The following is a 15,103-nucleotide window of genomic DNA, read 5'->3' on the forward strand; positions in this document are numbered from 1 at the left end:
ACTTAGGCATGCCTAAGAAACTCTCGGTACCATGTCATCACGAGGGCCGCCGCCGGCGCAATATCTTGCCGACGAGTTGTCGGTACGTTTACTCCGAGAGCGCTCCGGCCAGAGCCTCCAGCCCCGCTCCGGCGCCCCAGCGCGCCCCGACCCCGTGCATGGACACCTCGCGCACGTCGTCCAGCACCTCCTCGTGGCCGACGGCCCGCGCGATCACCACGTGCAGCCTGTCGTCGGAGAGCTCCTCGACCTTGCCGTCGCCCCACTCGACGACGACCACGGACTCGGGCAGCGAGACGTCGAGGTCCAGGTCCTCCATCTCGTCCAGCCCGCCGCCCAGGCGGTACGCGTCCACGTGCACCAGCGCCGGCCCGCCGGTCAGCGAGGGGTGCACCCGGGCGATCACGAAGGTCGGCGAGGTCACGGCCCCGCGCACGCCCAGGCCCTCGCCCAGGCCGCGGGTCAGCGTGGTCTTGCCGGCGCCCAGCTCACCGGTCAGCAGGACGAGGTCGCCCGGGCGCAGCAGGCCGGCGATCCGACGGCCCAGCTCCTGCATCGCGTGGGGGGAGTCAACGGTGATCCGGGTCTGCGTGCCCTGCCCGGACTCAGCTTCCGGTGCCTGGCTGCGCTGTGCTTCCAGCGGTACTTCTTCCATGCACGCCAACGTTAGTCGCTACCGGGACCTGCACCGCCCCGGTGCGGGCCAGCAGCTCGATGAGCAACCGCGTCACCGTCTCCGGGCGCTCCAGCATCATCAGGTGCCCGGTGGACTCCAGGACGACGAGCTCGGCGGCGGGCAGCACGTCCTTGATGGCCACGCTGTGGCCCGGCGGGGTGATCATGTCCTTGTCCCCGGCGATGACGGTGACCGGGACGCCGGCGAACTGCTGGAGCGCGGCGGTCTTGTCGTGCGTCTGGAAGGCCGGGTAGAACTCCGCGACGACGTCGATCGGCGTGCCCTCGATGAGCCGCTCCGCGAAGCGCGCGACGCCCGCGTCCACGTCCCGGGAGCCGAACGAGTACATCTTGATCATGCCGGCGAAGAGGTCCGCGGTGGCCCGGCGGCCCTTCTCGACCAGTTCCACCTGCGACCCGAGGGCCTTCAGCACGCCCGGCAGGATCCTGCGCACGGCGCCCATGCCGGCGGCGGGGAGCCCGTACGTCACCTCGGCGAGGCGGCCGCTGGAGGTGCCGACCAGGGCCACGCCGACGACGCGGTCGCGTACGAGGTCGGGGTACTGCTCGGCGAATCCCATGATGGTCATTCCGCCCATCGAGTGACCCACCAGGATCAGGGGGCCCTCGGGGGCGGTGGCGTCGATGACGGCCTTCAGGTCCCGGCCGAGCTGCTCCATGGTCAGCGGCTCGCCGTCGGCCTGGGCCAGGCCGCGCGCGCTGCGTCCGTGGCTGCGCTGGTCCCAGTAGACGGCGCGGACCACTCCGCGCAGGGCCGCCCGCTGGAAGTGCCAGGAGTCCTGGGCGAGGCAGTAGCCGTGGCAGAAGACGACGGTGGCCGGGGGGTCGGCCTTGCGGCGCAGCCGGCGCCGCTTGCCGTCCTCGGGGAGCTCGTCGACCTCGTAGTAGAGCTCGGTGGCGTCCTCGGCCCGGCAGGTTCCCTCGGTGCCGCGCAGGGAGCCGTAGTCACCCGCGGCGTCGAGGGCCAGGCGGGCCTTGCGGCGCATGCCGCGTCCGACGGTGATCCGCTCGACCGCGACACCGGCCGCCGCGCCCGCGGCTATCACGCCGATGGCGGCGCCGGCCCAGCCGGCCCTGCGCCAGTTCTCGCTCACGCCGCCGCCCTCACTCCGTTCAGCCGCCCAGGTACACCCGGGGCACGCGCCCACCGATACGGGTGACGATCTCATACGCGATCGTGTGCGCCGCTTGTGCCCAGTCCTCGGCGGAGGGTTCACCGCGTTCCGCGTCCCCGAAGATGACGACCTCGTCACCGGCGCGGGCCCGGTCTGCGTCCAAGTCGACCACGAACTGGTCCATGGCGACGCGTCCGGCGACGTGGCGGATCTTGCCGCCGACGAGCACCGGGCCGGCCCCCGACGCGTGGCGCGGGATCCCGTCGGCGTAGCCGGCCGGGACCAGCGCGAGGGTCGTCTCGCCGCTGGTGACGTAGTGGTGGCCGTAGCTGACCCCGTGCCCGGCGGGGACCGTCTTGACCAGGGCGAGGGAGGCCTTGAGGGTCATGGCGGGCCGCAGGCCGAGCTGGGCGGGGGTCCCGATCTCGGGTGCGGGCGAGACGCCGTAGACGGCGAGGCCGGGGCGCACCAGGTCGAAGTGCGACTCGGGGAGGGTGAGGGTGGCGGGCGAGTTGGCCATGTGCCGGACCTCGGGGTCGATGCCCTCCTTCTCCGCGTACGCGAGCATCTCGCGGAAGGCGTCGAGCTGGAGCTTGATCGAGGGGTGGCCGGGCTCGTCGGCGCAGGCGAAGTGCGACCAGACGCCGGTGACCTTGACGGTGCCCTCGGCCTCGGCGGCGACGGCCGCGCCGACCAGGGCCTCCCAGTCGGCGGGCTGGCAGCCGTTGCGGCCGAGGCCGGTGTCGGCCTTGAGCTGGACGCGTGCGGTGCGGCCGGCCGCGCGAGCGGCCTCACACACCTCGTCGAGGGCCCACATTCCGCTGACGGAGACGTCCAGGTCGGCCTCGACGGCCTCGCGCCAGGGCCCGCCGGGGGTCCAGAGCCAGCACATGATCCGGCCTTCGAGCCCGGCGGCGCGCAGCGCGAGGGCCTCGTCGGGGGTGGCGGTCCCGAGCCAGGTGGCGCCGGCCTGCCGGGCGGCCCTGGCGCACTCCACTGCCCCGTGTCCGTAGGCGTTCGCCTTGACGACGGCCATCAGCTCGGACCGGGGCGCCCGCTCGCGCAGTGCGCGCACGTTGTCCCGTACGGCGTCAAGATCGATCTCGGCGTACACGCGCGTCGCTGTCTCGTTCATCGCCCACAGTCTCTCAGAACCCCCGCGCGGCCCTGGTGCGGGCGGCCGATGAGACGGACAATTCCTCCCCGCTCGGCGCGCGGGGCCGACGGGCGGGGCGCGGCCCGGACGCGCGCGGCGGACGGCCCGCCGGGCCCTGCGGGGTTGCGGCCGGTGGGCCGGGTGCGGGGCGCCGCTGCGCGGAGCCTCCTCCCCGCCCCGTCCTTTCTCCGTTTCCCGGGCTCTGCCCCGACCCGCGCCGCAAGCGCCGGCGGGGCCGGAGCGCCGGCCCGTCCGGCGGTTGCGCCCCCGCGCTCACCTCAGGCGTGGCGGGTGTCGCGCCACGCGGAGGGGAGGGCTTCGGCCAACTGGTGGGCCAGCAGGGGGCCGCCCGTGCGGCGGGCCGCCAGGCCGTGGAGGTACGCGCCCGCCGAGCCGGCGTCCGCCCCGGACAGCCCGGCCGCCAGGAGGGAGCCGGCCAGTCCGGACAGCACGTCCCCACTGCCCGCTGTGGCCAGCCACGGCGTGCCCGTCGGGTTCACCCGGACCGGCCGGCCGCCGGCGGGGGCGACCAGCGTCGTGGAACCCTTCAGCAGGACCGTCGCCCCGTACCGCTCCGCCAGCCGCCGTACGGCCGCCAGCCGGCCCGCCTCCACCGACTCCCGCGACACCCCGAGCAGCGCCGCGGCCTCCCCGGCGTGCGGGGTCAGCAGGGTCGGGGCCGTCCGCGCGCGCAGCACCGCCGGGTCCAGACCACGCAGTCCGTCCGCGTCGACGAGTACCGCCGCGTCGCCCGCGAGCAGGTCCGCGACCTCACCGGCGCGGCCCTCCCCCAGTCCCGGGCCGATCACCCACGCCTGTACGCGCCCGGGCCCGATGAGCGTCTCGGGGTAGCGGGCCAGGACGGCGTCCGCCGCCGGGCCGACGTAGCGCACCGCGCCCGCGCCGCCGCGGAGGGCTCCCGCGACGGCGAGCACGGCCGCTCCCGGGTACTGGGCCGATCCGGCGACGATCCCGACGACGCCGCGCCGGTACTTGTCGCTCGACGCCGTCGGCTCCGGCAGCAGCCCCGCCACGTCGGCGTGCTGGAGGGCCTCCAGTTCCGGCTCGGGCAGTTCCAGCCCGATGTCCACGAGGTGCGGGGCGCCGGCCCGGGAGGCGCCGGGATCGATCAGCAGTCCCGGTTTGTACGCCCCGAACGTCACGGTCAGGTCGGCGGTGACGGCGGGGCCCGCCACCTCCCCGGTGTCGGCGTCCACCCCGCTGGGCAGGTCCACGGCGACCACGGGGGCCCCGGAGGGGATCCGCTCCGCCAGCGCGGCGCCCGCGGGCCGCAGCCCGCCCCGGCCGCCGATCCCGAGCAGCCCGTCGACCACCAGGTCCGCCCGCTGCGGTACGGCTTGCTCCACCCGCCCGCCGGCGGCCCGCAGTGCGGCCAGCCCGCCGGCGTGCATCCGTTCGGGGTCCATCGGCACGGCCGTCACCCCGGCGCCGCGCCGCGCCAGCCGGGCCCCGGCGTACAGGGTGTCGCCGCCGTTGTCGCCGGGGCCGACGAGCAGCACGACCCGTGCCCCGTAGACCCGGCCGCGGCGCCGTGTCAGCAGTCCCGCGCAGGCGGCGGCCAGCCCGGCCGCCGCCCGATGCATCAGGGCGCCCTCCGGCAGCCGGGCCATCAACTCCCGCTCGGCGGCCCGTACGGTGTCCACGCTGTAAGCAGTACGCATGGGGTCAACCCTCGGCGATCACCACGGCGGAGGCCACACCGGCGTCGTGGCTCAGCGAGATGTGCCAGGACTTCACGCCCAGCGCCACCGCCCGCGCCTGGACCGTTCCCGACACCCGCAGCCGCGGCTGCCCGCTGTCCTCGACGTAGACCTCGGCATCGGTCCACAGCAGTCCGGCCGGCGCACCGAGCGCCTTGGCCAGCGCCTCCTTCGCGGCGAACCGCGCGGCGAGCGAGGCGGTCCCGCGCCGCTCACCGCTCGGCAGCGTCAACTCGGCCTCGACGAACAGCCGCCCGGCGAGGCCCGGCGTGCGCGCCAGCGCCGCGCCGAACCGTTCGATCTCCGCCACATCGATCCCGACGCCGACAATCACTTGGCCTACCCCACTACCCGACTACTCCACGGTCACGGACTTTGCGAGGTTACGCGGCTGGTCCACCTCGTTGCCCCGGGCCGTGGCCAGCTCGCAGGCGAACACCTGCAACGGCACCGTCGCCACCAGGGGCTGCAGCAGCGTCGGCGTCGCCGGGATGCGGATCAGGTGGTCCGCGTACGGGACGACCGCCTCGTCGCCCTCCTCGGCGATCACGATGGTCCGCGCCCCGCGCGCCCGGATCTCCTGGATGTTCGACACGATCTTGTCGTGGAGCACCGACCGGCCGCGCGGCGAGGGGACGACCACGACCACCGGGAGGTCCTTCTCGATGAGCGCGATCGGGCCGTGCTTGAGCTCGCCCGCCGCGAAGCCCTCGGCGTGCATGTACGCCAGCTCCTTGAGCTTGAGCGCGCCCTCCAGAGCCACCGGGTAGCCCACGTGTCGTCCGAGGAAGAGCACGGTGTTCTTCTCGGCGAGGGAGCGCGCGAGTTCGCGTACCGGCTCCATGGTCTCCAGGACGGTGTCCACGGCCGCGGCGATGTCCGACAGCTCGCGGATCACCGCCTGGATCTCGTCGCCCCACTTGGTGCCGCGGACCTGCCCGAGGTACAGCGCGACCAGGTAGCAGGCCACCAGCTGCGTGAGGAAGGCCTTGGTGGAGGCGACGGCGACCTCCGGACCGGCGTGCGTGTAGAGCACGGCGTCCGATTCGCGCGGGATCGTCGACCCGTTCGTATTGCAGATGGCCAGCACCTTGGCGCCCTGCTCGCGTGCGTGGCGCAGCGCCATCAGGGTGTCCATGGTCTCGCCGGACTGCGAGATCGCGACCACCAGCGTCCGCTGGTCCAGGATCGGGTCGCGGTAGCGGAACTCGCTCGCCAGCTCCGTCTCGCACGGGATGCGGGTCCAGTGCTCGATGGCCAGCTTCGCGATCATGCCCGCGTGGTAAGCCGTACCGCACGCCACGATCACGACCTTGTCGACTTCCCTGAGCACCGAGACGGGGATGCGCACCTCGTCCAGGGTCAGCGAGCCGCTCGCGTCGATCCTGCCCAGGAGGGTGTCGGCGACAGCCTTCGGCTGCTCTGCGATCTCCTTGAGCATGAAGTAGTCATATCCCCCCTTCTCGGCCGCCGAGGCGTCCCAGTCCACGTGGTACGCCCGCACGGAGGCGGCCGAACCGTCGAAGTTGGTCACCGTGACCCCTTCGCGGCGGAGTTCGACGACCTGGTCCTGCCCCAGCTCGATCGCGGACCGCGTGTGGGCGATGAACGCGGCCACGTCCGAGGCGAGGAAGTTCTCTCCCTCTCCAACGCCCACCACCAGGGGCGAGTTCCGGCGCGCGCCGACCACCACGTCCGGTTCGTCGGCGTGCACGGCCACCAGGGTGAAGGCGCCTTCGAGACGGCGGCACACCTGCCGCATCGCCTCGGGGAGGTCGCCGGTGGCCGAGAACTGTTCCGCCAGCAGGTGGGCCACGACCTCGGTGTCGGTCTCGGACTCCAGCCGGTGTCCGCGCTCGGCGAGCTCCTCCCGCAGCGCGGCGAAGTTCTCGATGATGCCGTTGTGCACGACGGCCACGCGCCCCGAATTGTCAAGGTGCGGGTGGGCGTTGACGTCGGTGGGCCCGCCGTGGGTCGCCCACCGGGTGTGCCCGAGTCCCGTGGAACCGGCCGGCAGCGGGTGCGCGACCAGTTCCTTCTCCAGATTGACGAGCTTGCCGGCCTTCTTGGCGGCGGCCATGCTGCCGTCGGCGAGTACGGCGACCCCTGCCGAGTCGTAGCCGCGGTACTCCAGTCGCTTGAGTCCGGCGATGACCACATCGAGCGCAGACTGCGCTCCCACGTAACCCACAATTCCGCACATAGGCCGCAGCGTACGCCGTAGTTGGCCGTCTGCCCCGTACCTGAACACGCCGAAAACCCCGCCCCGGCAGTGCTGCCGGAACGGGGTCGGGGTGGTGGGGCCGGGATCAGCCGAGCTTCTTCACCTGGGCGTCGACGAGGGCCTTGGGCTGCTCGGCGGTGCCGGCCAGGCTCAGGGAGGAGAAGGTCGCGACCGTGTTGCCCTTGCGCACGAGGACCAGCTGGGTCGTCAGCTTCTCGCCGTCGGCGTCGAGCTCGACGGTCAGGGGCAGGGTTTCGTCACCACCGGTGACGGCGGCACCGGGCGTGACCTTGGTGATCTTGGTGGTCTCGCCGTCCTGGGTGGCGGCGTAGCCGCCGGAGCACTTCGCGCTCGCGGTCTTCACGGCGGCGAACGCCTCCTCGGCGCCCTTGGCCTCGTACGAGGCGAGCGTCACGGTGGTGGCCGTGGAGCCGAGGGCACCCGCGATCGCCTTCGCCGCCTCTTCCGGCGAGGTGCCGGCGGCGGGCTTCGGGGTGGCGATCGCCTTGGTGCGGGCCGTCCCGGAGGGGGTGCCGGCCGGGACGAAGGCCTGCGCCTGGACCAGGACCTTGCACTCGGGCTTGTCGCTGGTGGCGGTGGCACCGGCGGCGGCCTCGGCGGGCGTGGAGTCCTTGAAGGTGTGGTCCGCGAGGTCGGCCTGGGTCACCAGGAGCTTGGCCAGCTCCGCGTCGGTCATGCCCTTGGCGGCGGGGGCGGCCGACGTGGCCGGCGCGGACGGCTTGGCGTCCGTCTTGGTGTCGGCTTTGTCGGAGCCGCAGGCGGTGGCAAGCACGGCCAGGGACACCGCGGACGCGGTCATGACGGTACGACGGACGATTGCGGTACGCACGAAGGATCTCCCCCACAGACAACGAAGACGGGAACGACAGGAGTGCCGCCCGGACTTCGCGGGGCGCGCTTCGGAACTGCCGCACCGGGAAATCTACTATCCAAACGATCTTCCGACCGCGAATTTGCGCGGCCGCGACACATCGTGACCGACGCGAGACCTCGAAGAGCCCCGAACCGGTACCGATTCCCGTGCGACCCGGAAACCCGGAACCGCGAGCGCACGGTTCCGGTCCGGGTGCCGGAGGTGATCAGCCGAGCTTCTTGAGCTGGGCGTCCACGAAGGCCTGCGGAAGCGCGGGCTTGCCCGTGAACTGGAAGGAGTGGATCACGACGAGGTTGTTGCCCTTGCGGAAGGCGACCATCTGGCTCTTCAGGGTTTCGCCGTCGCTCTCGGCGGTGAACGCCCACGACGCGGCGTCGTCGCCCGCGGTCAGAGCCGCGGGCCCGACCGACTTGACCACGGTCTTCTCGCCCTTCACCGTCGTGGTGAAACCGCCCGCGCAAGCCTGACCGGCCGCCTTCATCGAAGCCAGCGATTCTTCGGCGCCCTTGGCGTCGTACGACGCGAGCTGGACGGAGGTCAGGGTGATGCTCATCGGGTTGGCCGGATCGGTGGGCGCTCCGGTGCCGATGCGCTCGGTGGTGGTGACGGCCTTGCCGACGGGAGCCAGGCCGCCCGCCTCCGCCAGGGGCCTGCACTCCTGCTTGTCGGTGGTGACCTCGGCGGCCTTGGCCACGTCGTCGGCGCCGGCCTTCTCGATCTTCACCTTGGCCACGTCGCCGTCGGCCAGCGTGAGCTTCTCCAGCTCCGCCGGGCCGAGGGCCTTCGCCTCGGGCGTCGGCGCGGGGGCCGGGGTGCTCACGGACGGCTTGGCGTCGGCCTCGGCGCCACCCTGGCCGGAGCCGGTGCAGGCGGCGGCCAGCAGGCCCAGGGACGCCGCGGACGCGGTCAGTACGGCACGACGGACAAGAGAGGTACGCACGGAGGACTCCCACAGGGGCAACAGGGCAAGGCATGACAGAGCAGCGCGAACAGCGCCGCGGACAGGCGGCACACGGAAACGGACTGCGGCGCTCCGCACTGTACGGCCGTCCCCGGACCGCCGGTCTCCCGCGCGTGACCGCGGGCGCGGATCGTGATCAGGGCGCAACCCGCGTCGCCCCGAATCGAGACCCTTCCTCCCGTTGCGCACGTGACCGACCCCACCACCCACAACCGCCCCCCAGCCCCGACAATGGCGGTGTGATCACTTCGCCGCCACGAAGCAACACGCCCGCGGGTGCAACGGAGCACACCGGCCGGGAGGGTCAGCCCCCGCGCGCCGCGCACCGCCGCGGTCCTGAGGCCTCGCCGTACCTCGACCTCACCCGGGCCGAGTGGAGCGCCCTGCGCGAGCGGACGCCGCTGCCGCTCACCGCCGACGAGGTGGAGCGCCTGCGCGGCCTCGGCGACGTCATCGACCTCGACGAGGTCCGCGACGTCTACCTGCCGCTCTCGCGCCTCCTGAACCTCTACGTCGGCGCCACCAGCAACCTCCGCGGCACCCTCAACACCTTCCTCGGCGACGCCGGCAACGGCCACGGCGCGCAGGCGGGCACCCCCTTCGTCATAGGGGTGGCCGGTTCGGTCGCCGTCGGCAAATCCACGGTGGCCCGTCTGCTGCAGGCCCTGCTCGCCCGCTGGCCCGAGCACCCGCGGGTGGAGCTGGTCACCACCGACGGCTTCCTGTACCCGATGAAGGAGCTCCAGCGGCGCGGGCTCACTTCCCGCAAGGGCTTCCCCGAGTCCTACGACCGCCGGGCGCTCACCCGTTTCGTCGCCGACATCAAGGCCGGCAAGGACGAGGTGCGGGCCCCGGTCTACTCACACCTGATCTACGACATCGTGCCGGGCGAGGAGCTCGTCGTACGCCGCCCGGACATCCTCATCGTCGAGGGCCTCAACGTGCTCCAGCCGGCGCTGCCCGGCACCGACGGCCGGACCCGCGTCGCCCTCGCCGACTACTTCGACTTCAGCGTGTACGTGGACGCCCGCGCCGAGGACATCGAGCGGTGGTACCTCAACCGCTTCCGCAAGCTGCGCGAGACCGCCTTCCAGAACCCCTTCTCGTACTTCCGCAAGTACACGCAGGTCTCCGAGGAGGAGGCCATGGAGTACGCGCAGACGATGTGGCGGACCATCAACAGGCCCAATCTGCTGGAGAACGTGGCGCCCACCCGCGGCCGGGCCACGCTCGTCGTCCGCAAGGGCCCGGACCACAAAGTGCAGAAGCTGAGCCTGCGCAAGCTGTAGTGGCTAGGGTGCGGGGATGCTGCATCTGCGGATGATCACCCCGCACCACCTCACCGAGCAGGTGGTGGAGCTGGTCGACCGGACGGTCGGCACCACCCACCTGGCCGTCCTCACGGGCGCCGCCCGCGACCCGGAGGGCGACCTCGTGCTCTGCGACGTCGCCCGGGAGTCTGCCGACGAGCTGCTCCAGAACATGCGCGCGCTCGGCATCGGCGAGACCGGTTCCATCGCCGTCGAGAACATCGACCTGTCGATCTCCCGGCGCGCCGACCAGGCGGAGGTGGAGGCGCCGGGCGAGGCCGCCGACGCGGTGATCTGGGAGCAGCTCGCCGAATCGACGCACGAGGAGTCCACCCTCAGCATCACCTACACCGCCTTCATGGTCCTGGCGACGATGATCGCGGCGTGCGGTGTCGTGCTCGACAACGCCGTGCTGATCGTGGGTGCGATGGCGGTCGGCCCCGAGTTCGGCCCGCTCGCCGGCGTGTGCACCGGTCTGGTGCGGCGCAGGCCCAAACTCGCCTGGCGCTCGTTCATCGCGCTGACGGTGGGCTTCACGGCGGCGATCGTGGTGACGACGGCCTTCAGTCTGGCCATGGACGCGCTGGGCCTCTTCCACGAGCACCTGCTGGAGAACGAACGGCCGAACACCAGCTTCATCTGGCAGCCCGACCCGTTCTCGTTCGTCGTGGCGCTGCTCGCCGGCGTGGCCGGCATGCTGTCGCTGACGTCGGCGAAGGCCGGCGCCCTGGTCGGCGTGGCGATCTCCGTCACCACGGTCCCGGCGGCCGCCAACGCCGCCGTGGCCCTCAGCTACGGCGACTTCGCCCAGATGTGGGGCTCCGGCATACAGCTGGCGCTCAACCTGGGCGGCATCATCCTTGCGGGCACGCTCACCCTCATCGCCTGGAAACTGCTGTGGCGCACCCAGCAGAACCGGATGATCCGGAAACCGGGTGCGCCACACGGGCCTGGCGGCGGAATCTAGGTACGGGACCTAAGACACGCCCTAGCCGAGCGCCGACTTCACGGCGTCCGCGAGGCGGCCGGCGACCGCGCGCGCCTGGTCGATGTCGGCAGCCTCGACCATCACCCGCACGAGTGGCTCCGTACCGGACGAACGCAGCAGCACCCGGCCGGTGGTGCCCAGCTCGCGCTCGGCGTCGGTCACCGCAACCGCCAGTTCGGCGGAGGTGGCGACGCGGGACTTGTCCACGTCGGGAACGTTGATCAGGACCTGCGGCAGCCGCTGCATGACGCCCGCCAGCTCGGCCAGGGACTTGCCGGTGGCCGCGACCCGCGCCGCCAGCAGCAGACCGGTCAGCGTGCCGTCGCCGGTGGTCGCGTGGTCGAGGATGATCACGTGGCCGGACTGCTCGCCGCCGAGCGCGTAACCGTGCTCCTTCATCGACTCCAGCACGTACCGGTCTCCGACCCCGGTCTGGACGACGTGGATGCCCTCGCCCTCCATGGCCAGCTTGAAGCCCAGGTTGGACATCACGGTCCCGACCACGGTGTTCTCGCGCAGCTGGCCGGCCTCGCGCATGGCCAGCGCCAGCACCGCGAGGATCTGGTCGCCGTCGACCTCGGCGCCGCTGCCGTCCACGGCGAGGCAGCGGTCCGCGTCGCCGTCGTGCGCGATGCCGAAGTCGGCGCCGTGCTCGACCACGGCCGCCTTCAGCAGGCCGAGGTGGGTGGAGCCGCAGCCGTCGTTGATGTTCAGGCCGTCCGGCTCGGCACCGATCGTGACGATCTCCGCGCCGGCCCGGGCGAACGCCTCAGGCGAGACGTAGGCGGCCGCGCCGTGCGCCTCGTCGAGGACGATCTTCAGGCCGTCGAGGCGGTTGGGCAGGACGCCGATGAGGTGGGAGACGTACTTCTCGAAGCCCTCGGTGTAGTCCGAGACGCGGCCGACGCCGGAGCCGGTGGGCCGGTCCCAGGGGGCGCCGGTGCGGTGCTCCTCGTAGGTCGACTCGATGCGGTCCTCCAGCTCGTCGGCGAGCTTGTGGCCGCCGCGGGCGAAGAACTTGATGCCGTTGTCGGGCATGGCGTTGTGGCTGGCGGAGAGCATAACGCCGAGGTCGGCACCCAGCGCACCGGTGAGATACGCCACCGCCGGGGTGGGCAGCACACCGACGCGCAGGACGTCCACGCCCGCGCTCGCGAGGCCGGCCACGACCGCGGCCTCGAGGAATTCACCGGAGGCCCGGGGGTCCCGGCCGACCACGGCGGTCGCCCGGTGGCCTTCGAAGGTGCCCGCCTCGGCGAGTACGTGGGCAGCCGCCACGGAGAGGCCGAGCGCGAGCTCCGCCGTCAGATCCGCGTTGGCGACGCCGCGTACACCGTCCGTCCCGAAGAGTCGTCCCACTGTTGTCCTCCCGAGTTTTGCGCTTCGCGTATGACCGCTTGTGTCAGGTATTTGCCGCTTGTGGCGGTAAACGAACCGCCCCGGCAGCACAGAGAGTGCTGCCGGGGCGGTTTCGTTGCAGAACAGCAGGCGCAGATTAACGCTTGCTGTACTGCGGAGCCTTACGGGCCTTCTTGAGACCGGCCTTCTTACGCTCGACCGCACGGTCGTCGCGGGAGAGGAAGCCGGCCTTCTTCAGCGCCGGGCGGTTGTTGTCCACGTCCGCCTCGTTCAGCGCGCGGGCCACACCGAGGCGCAGGGCGCCGGCCTGGCCGGAGACGCCGCCACCCGAGATGCGGGCGATGACGTCGTAGCGGCCGTCGAGCTCCAGGAGCTTGAAGGGCTCGTTGACTTCCTGCTGGTGCACCTTGTTGGGGAAGTAGTCCTCAAGGGTGCGACCGTTGATCTTCCACTTGCCGGTGCCCGGAACGATCCGGACGCGGGCGATGGCGTTCTTGCGACGGCCCAGGCCGGCGGCCGGCTGGGGGTCACCGAAGCGACCGGCAAGGGACTCGGAGGTGTAGTCGCCCTCGACGACGACCTCGGACTCGGTGGTGTACTCCTCGACGCCCTCGAACTCGTCGACGGGGGTCTCGGCGGTGGTCTCGGCCACGATGCTCCTCAGAATTCTCTGTGTCTTAGGGGGTGGCCGGAACTACTGCGCGACCTGGGTGATCTCGAACGGCACCGGCTGCTGGGCAGCGTGGGGGTGCTGGTCGCCCGAGTAGACCTTCAGCTTCGAGAGCATCTGACGGCCCAGGGTGTTCTTGGGGAGCATGCCCTTGACGGCCTTCTCGACGGCCTTCTCCGGGTTGTTCGCCAGGAGGTCGTCGTAACGCACGGAACGCAGACCGCCCGGGAAACCGGAGTGGCGGTACGCCATCTTCTGGGAGGCCTTGTTGCCGGACAGGTGAACCTTGTCGGCGTTGATGATGATGACGAAGTCGCCCATGTCCATGTGGGGGGCATAGGTCGGCTTGTGCTTGCCCCTGAGGAGGGCAGCGGCCTGGGTCGCCAGACGGCCGAGGACGACGTCCTGGGCGTCGATGACGAGCCACTGGCGCGAGATGTCGCCGGGCTTGGGGCTGAACGTACGCACGCGTATGCCTTCGCTTCTTCAGTGGTGGGTCATCCCATAGGGCGCAAAGCCCCGCGGGAAGGATCCTGACAGGGTCACCACGGACGATCACGACAGCCCTCGTTCACTCCGGGGACGCAACCCGTGTGAACGGCCAACTGCTGGTCATCGGTCCGGTGGACCGGCGTAAGGCCCTTTCACGTGAGAATGAGAAAGCCAATACGCATAACAAACCAGCAGGATACCCAAGCAGACCCGTACGGGTCAAAACGCGGTCCGCGATGCCGATTCTGCTGACGTCGCGGCGCACTCCGGTTCGGTCCTGGGTGGGGACCCCGCAGTTGTTACGGGCCCCAGAATAACCCGACCGGAGCGCAGTGCATGACGCGCCAGCACGATCGCGAGCCCGCAGAGGGTGGCGCAGTCCTTGAAGGCGCGCCGTTTGTGGGCCAGCTCGGAGGGCCACGGGAGCAGGGCCAGCTGCGGCGTCAGGGCCAGCCAGAACCAGGGCGAGCGGGCCGTAGACCCCGCTCGCACCACCGAGGCCAACAGCAGCGGCAGCACCACGAGCAGGTAGTGGTCGAAGGACGGCCGCGACACCAGGAATGCGGCGAGCATCACCATGCAGGCGGTCTCCACGAGACGCAGCTCACCGCCGTCGCCGTCCTGGTCCGTACGCCGCCACCGCGCCCAGGCCGCCCACAGACCGGCCGCGGCCCCCGCGAAGGCCACCAGCACCGCCAGCGGCTGGGGCACCCCCAGCCGCGGCAGCACCGCTATCGGCGAGGCGTCCCAGGGCAGTGCGTACGCGTCCTGCCCCTGGAGCAGGAACGGCAGGGTCTTGGTGAAGAACAGCGACGGGCTCGGCATCATCAGGGCACCGGCCAGCGAGATCCCCAGGGGCACCAGCACCGCCGCGGCCAGCCCCCGCCACTGGCGGGCCAGCAGGAAGAGCAGCCCGATCGGCACCAGCATCGGCTTGCAGGCGATGGCCAGCCCGACCACCAGTCCGGCCGCCCCCCAGGACCGCCGGTGCGCGAGCAGCAGCGCCACGGGCAGCGTGGCCGCCGAGATGGCCGTCCAGTTGCCGATCAGCACCAGGTTCACGTACGGCTTGTAGGCGAGGGCGAACACGGCGAGACCGCCGACCGCGAGGCGGGAGCGCAGCGGCACCGAGAACAGCCGCAGGGCCGCCAGCCAGCCGATGCCCAGCAGCCCCGACATGCCGACCGGCAGGATCCAGCGCAGCACCCCGCGCGGGACCAGCGCCTCCGGTACCGCCATGAGCACGGCGCTGGGCAGGTAGAGGAAGCGCTTGTCCTCGTACGGCGACCCGCCCTCCAGCAGCGTCTGCGCCGCCTTGACGACGAAGGCGTTGTCCGAGCCCCAGTTCGCCCGCAGGCTCGTGGAGACGCAGATCCCGAGGAGCACCGCGAGACAGAGCACCCGCCAGGACCGGGGGGCCGGCCGCAGCAGCCAGTCGACGAGCCGGTTCCCGGGCCTCAGCGCCTCCCACCTCATGAGCCAGATGCCAGGCCTCAGGCCCACGACGCCCCTCCCT

General features: G+C 71.8%; 14 protein-coding genes. 2 read left to right on the forward strand and 12 right to left on the reverse strand.

The genetic code is table 11. From position 1 onward, the window contains the following. Positions 1-88 precede the first annotated feature (88 nt). The 8 genes from tsaE to ACZ3X1_RS15075 form a co-directional block, all read right to left on the reverse strand. Positions 89-655 (reverse strand): tRNA (adenosine(37)-N6)-threonylcarbamoyltransferase complex ATPase subunit type 1 TsaE, encoded by a 567-nt coding sequence (gene tsaE, locus ACZ3X1_RS15040; protein ID WP_467279961.1) that lies wholly within the window; start codon positions 653-655, stop codon positions 89-91. After that, on the reverse strand, positions 606-1,865 hold the full coding sequence (locus ACZ3X1_RS15045; protein WP_436840739.1) for an alpha/beta fold hydrolase: 1,260 nt from the start codon (positions 1,863-1,865) through the stop codon (positions 606-608). The genes tsaE and ACZ3X1_RS15045 overlap by 50 nt, the downstream gene beginning before the upstream one ends. Then, on the reverse strand, positions 1,810-2,946 hold the full coding sequence (gene alr / locus ACZ3X1_RS15050; protein ID WP_362625081.1) for an alanine racemase: 1,137 nt from the start codon (positions 2,944-2,946) through the stop codon (positions 1,810-1,812). Before alr ends, ACZ3X1_RS15045 begins: the two co-directional genes overlap by 56 nt. A 299-nt stretch (positions 2,947-3,245) precedes the next feature. Continuing rightward, complete coding sequence (locus ACZ3X1_RS15055) at positions 3,246-4,649, reverse strand: NAD(P)H-hydrate dehydratase (RefSeq protein ID WP_467279962.1); 1,404 nt, start codon at positions 4,647-4,649, stop codon at positions 3,246-3,248. A 4-nt stretch (positions 4,650-4,653) separates the two neighbouring features. Then, on the reverse strand, positions 4,654-5,022 hold the full coding sequence (locus ACZ3X1_RS15060) for a holo-ACP synthase (protein WP_356811217.1): 369 nt from the start codon (positions 5,020-5,022) through the stop codon (positions 4,654-4,656). Between the two features lie 21 nt (positions 5,023-5,043). Further along, entirely contained in the window at positions 5,044-6,891 is a 1,848-nt protein-coding gene (gene glmS / locus ACZ3X1_RS15065; RefSeq protein WP_356811218.1) for a glutamine--fructose-6-phosphate transaminase (isomerizing), read from the reverse strand. A gap of 106 nt (positions 6,892-6,997) precedes the next feature. Next, positions 6,998-7,762, reverse strand: a complete 765-nt coding sequence (locus ACZ3X1_RS15070) for a hypothetical protein (RefSeq protein WP_356811219.1) — start codon at positions 7,760-7,762, stop codon at positions 6,998-7,000. 250 nt (positions 7,763-8,012) lie between these two features. After that, the gene (locus ACZ3X1_RS15075) at positions 8,013-8,747 is read right to left on the reverse strand and encodes a hypothetical protein (RefSeq protein ID WP_356811220.1); all 735 of its coding nucleotides are present in this window, start codon (positions 8,745-8,747) and stop codon (positions 8,013-8,015) included. Between the two features lie 260 nt (positions 8,748-9,007). Between ACZ3X1_RS15075 and coaA the strand changes: the two genes are divergently transcribed. Both coaA and ACZ3X1_RS15085 read left to right on the forward strand, forming a co-directional pair. Continuing rightward, on the forward strand, positions 9,008-10,057 hold the full coding sequence (gene coaA / locus ACZ3X1_RS15080) for a type I pantothenate kinase (protein ID WP_356811221.1): 1,050 nt from the start codon (positions 9,008-9,010) through the stop codon (positions 10,055-10,057). Positions 10,058-10,073: 16 nt separating this feature from the next. Next, positions 10,074-11,045 (forward strand): DUF389 domain-containing protein, encoded by a 972-nt coding sequence (locus tag ACZ3X1_RS15085; protein ID WP_467279963.1) that lies wholly within the window; start codon positions 10,074-10,076, stop codon positions 11,043-11,045. Between the two features lie 21 nt (positions 11,046-11,066). Here the strand turns inward: ACZ3X1_RS15085 and glmM are convergent, their stop codons facing one another. From glmM to ACZ3X1_RS15105, 4 genes are all read right to left on the reverse strand, one after another. Beyond that, a complete protein-coding gene (gene glmM, locus ACZ3X1_RS15090; protein WP_356811223.1) occupies positions 11,067-12,425 on the reverse strand; it encodes a phosphoglucosamine mutase in 1,359 nt (452 codons plus the stop codon). Positions 12,426-12,561: 136 nt separating this feature from the next. Next, complete coding sequence (rpsI, locus tag ACZ3X1_RS15095; protein ID WP_030773858.1) at positions 12,562-13,077, reverse strand: 30S ribosomal protein S9; 516 nt, start codon at positions 13,075-13,077, stop codon at positions 12,562-12,564. A gap of 42 nt (positions 13,078-13,119) precedes the next feature. Further along, positions 13,120-13,563 (reverse strand): 50S ribosomal protein L13, encoded by a 444-nt coding sequence (rplM, locus tag ACZ3X1_RS15100; protein ID WP_356811224.1) that lies wholly within the window; start codon positions 13,561-13,563, stop codon positions 13,120-13,122. Between the two features lie 243 nt (positions 13,564-13,806). Then, complete coding sequence (locus ACZ3X1_RS15105; protein WP_467279964.1) at positions 13,807-15,090, reverse strand: glycosyltransferase family 87 protein; 1,284 nt, start codon at positions 15,088-15,090, stop codon at positions 13,807-13,809. Between the last annotated feature and the right edge of the window lie 13 nt (positions 15,091-15,103).

The organism is Streptomyces sp. NPDC023541, from assembly GCF_055559995.1.

Excerpts from the sequence above, each read along its gene's own strand:
- tsaE (WP_467279961.1), bottom strand. The coding sequence starts at position 655 with ATGGAAGAAGTACCGCTGGAAGCACAGCGCAGCCAGGCACCGGAAGCT.
- ACZ3X1_RS15045 (WP_436840739.1), bottom strand. The coding sequence starts at position 1,865 with ATGAGATCGTCACCCGTATCGGTGGGCGCGTGCCCCGGGTGTACCTGG.
- alr (WP_362625081.1), bottom strand. The coding sequence starts at position 2,946 with ATGAACGAGACAGCGACGCGCGTGTACGCCGAGATCGATCTTGACGCC.
- ACZ3X1_RS15055 (WP_467279962.1), bottom strand. The coding sequence starts at position 4,649 with ATGCGTACTGCTTACAGCGTGGACACCGTACGGGCCGCCGAGCGGGAG.
- glmS (WP_356811218.1), bottom strand. The coding sequence starts at position 6,891 with ATGTGCGGAATTGTGGGTTACGTGGGAGCGCAGTCTGCGCTCGATGTG.
- ACZ3X1_RS15085 (WP_467279963.1), top strand. The coding sequence starts at position 10,074 with ATGCTGCATCTGCGGATGATCACCCCGCACCACCTCACCGAGCAGGTG.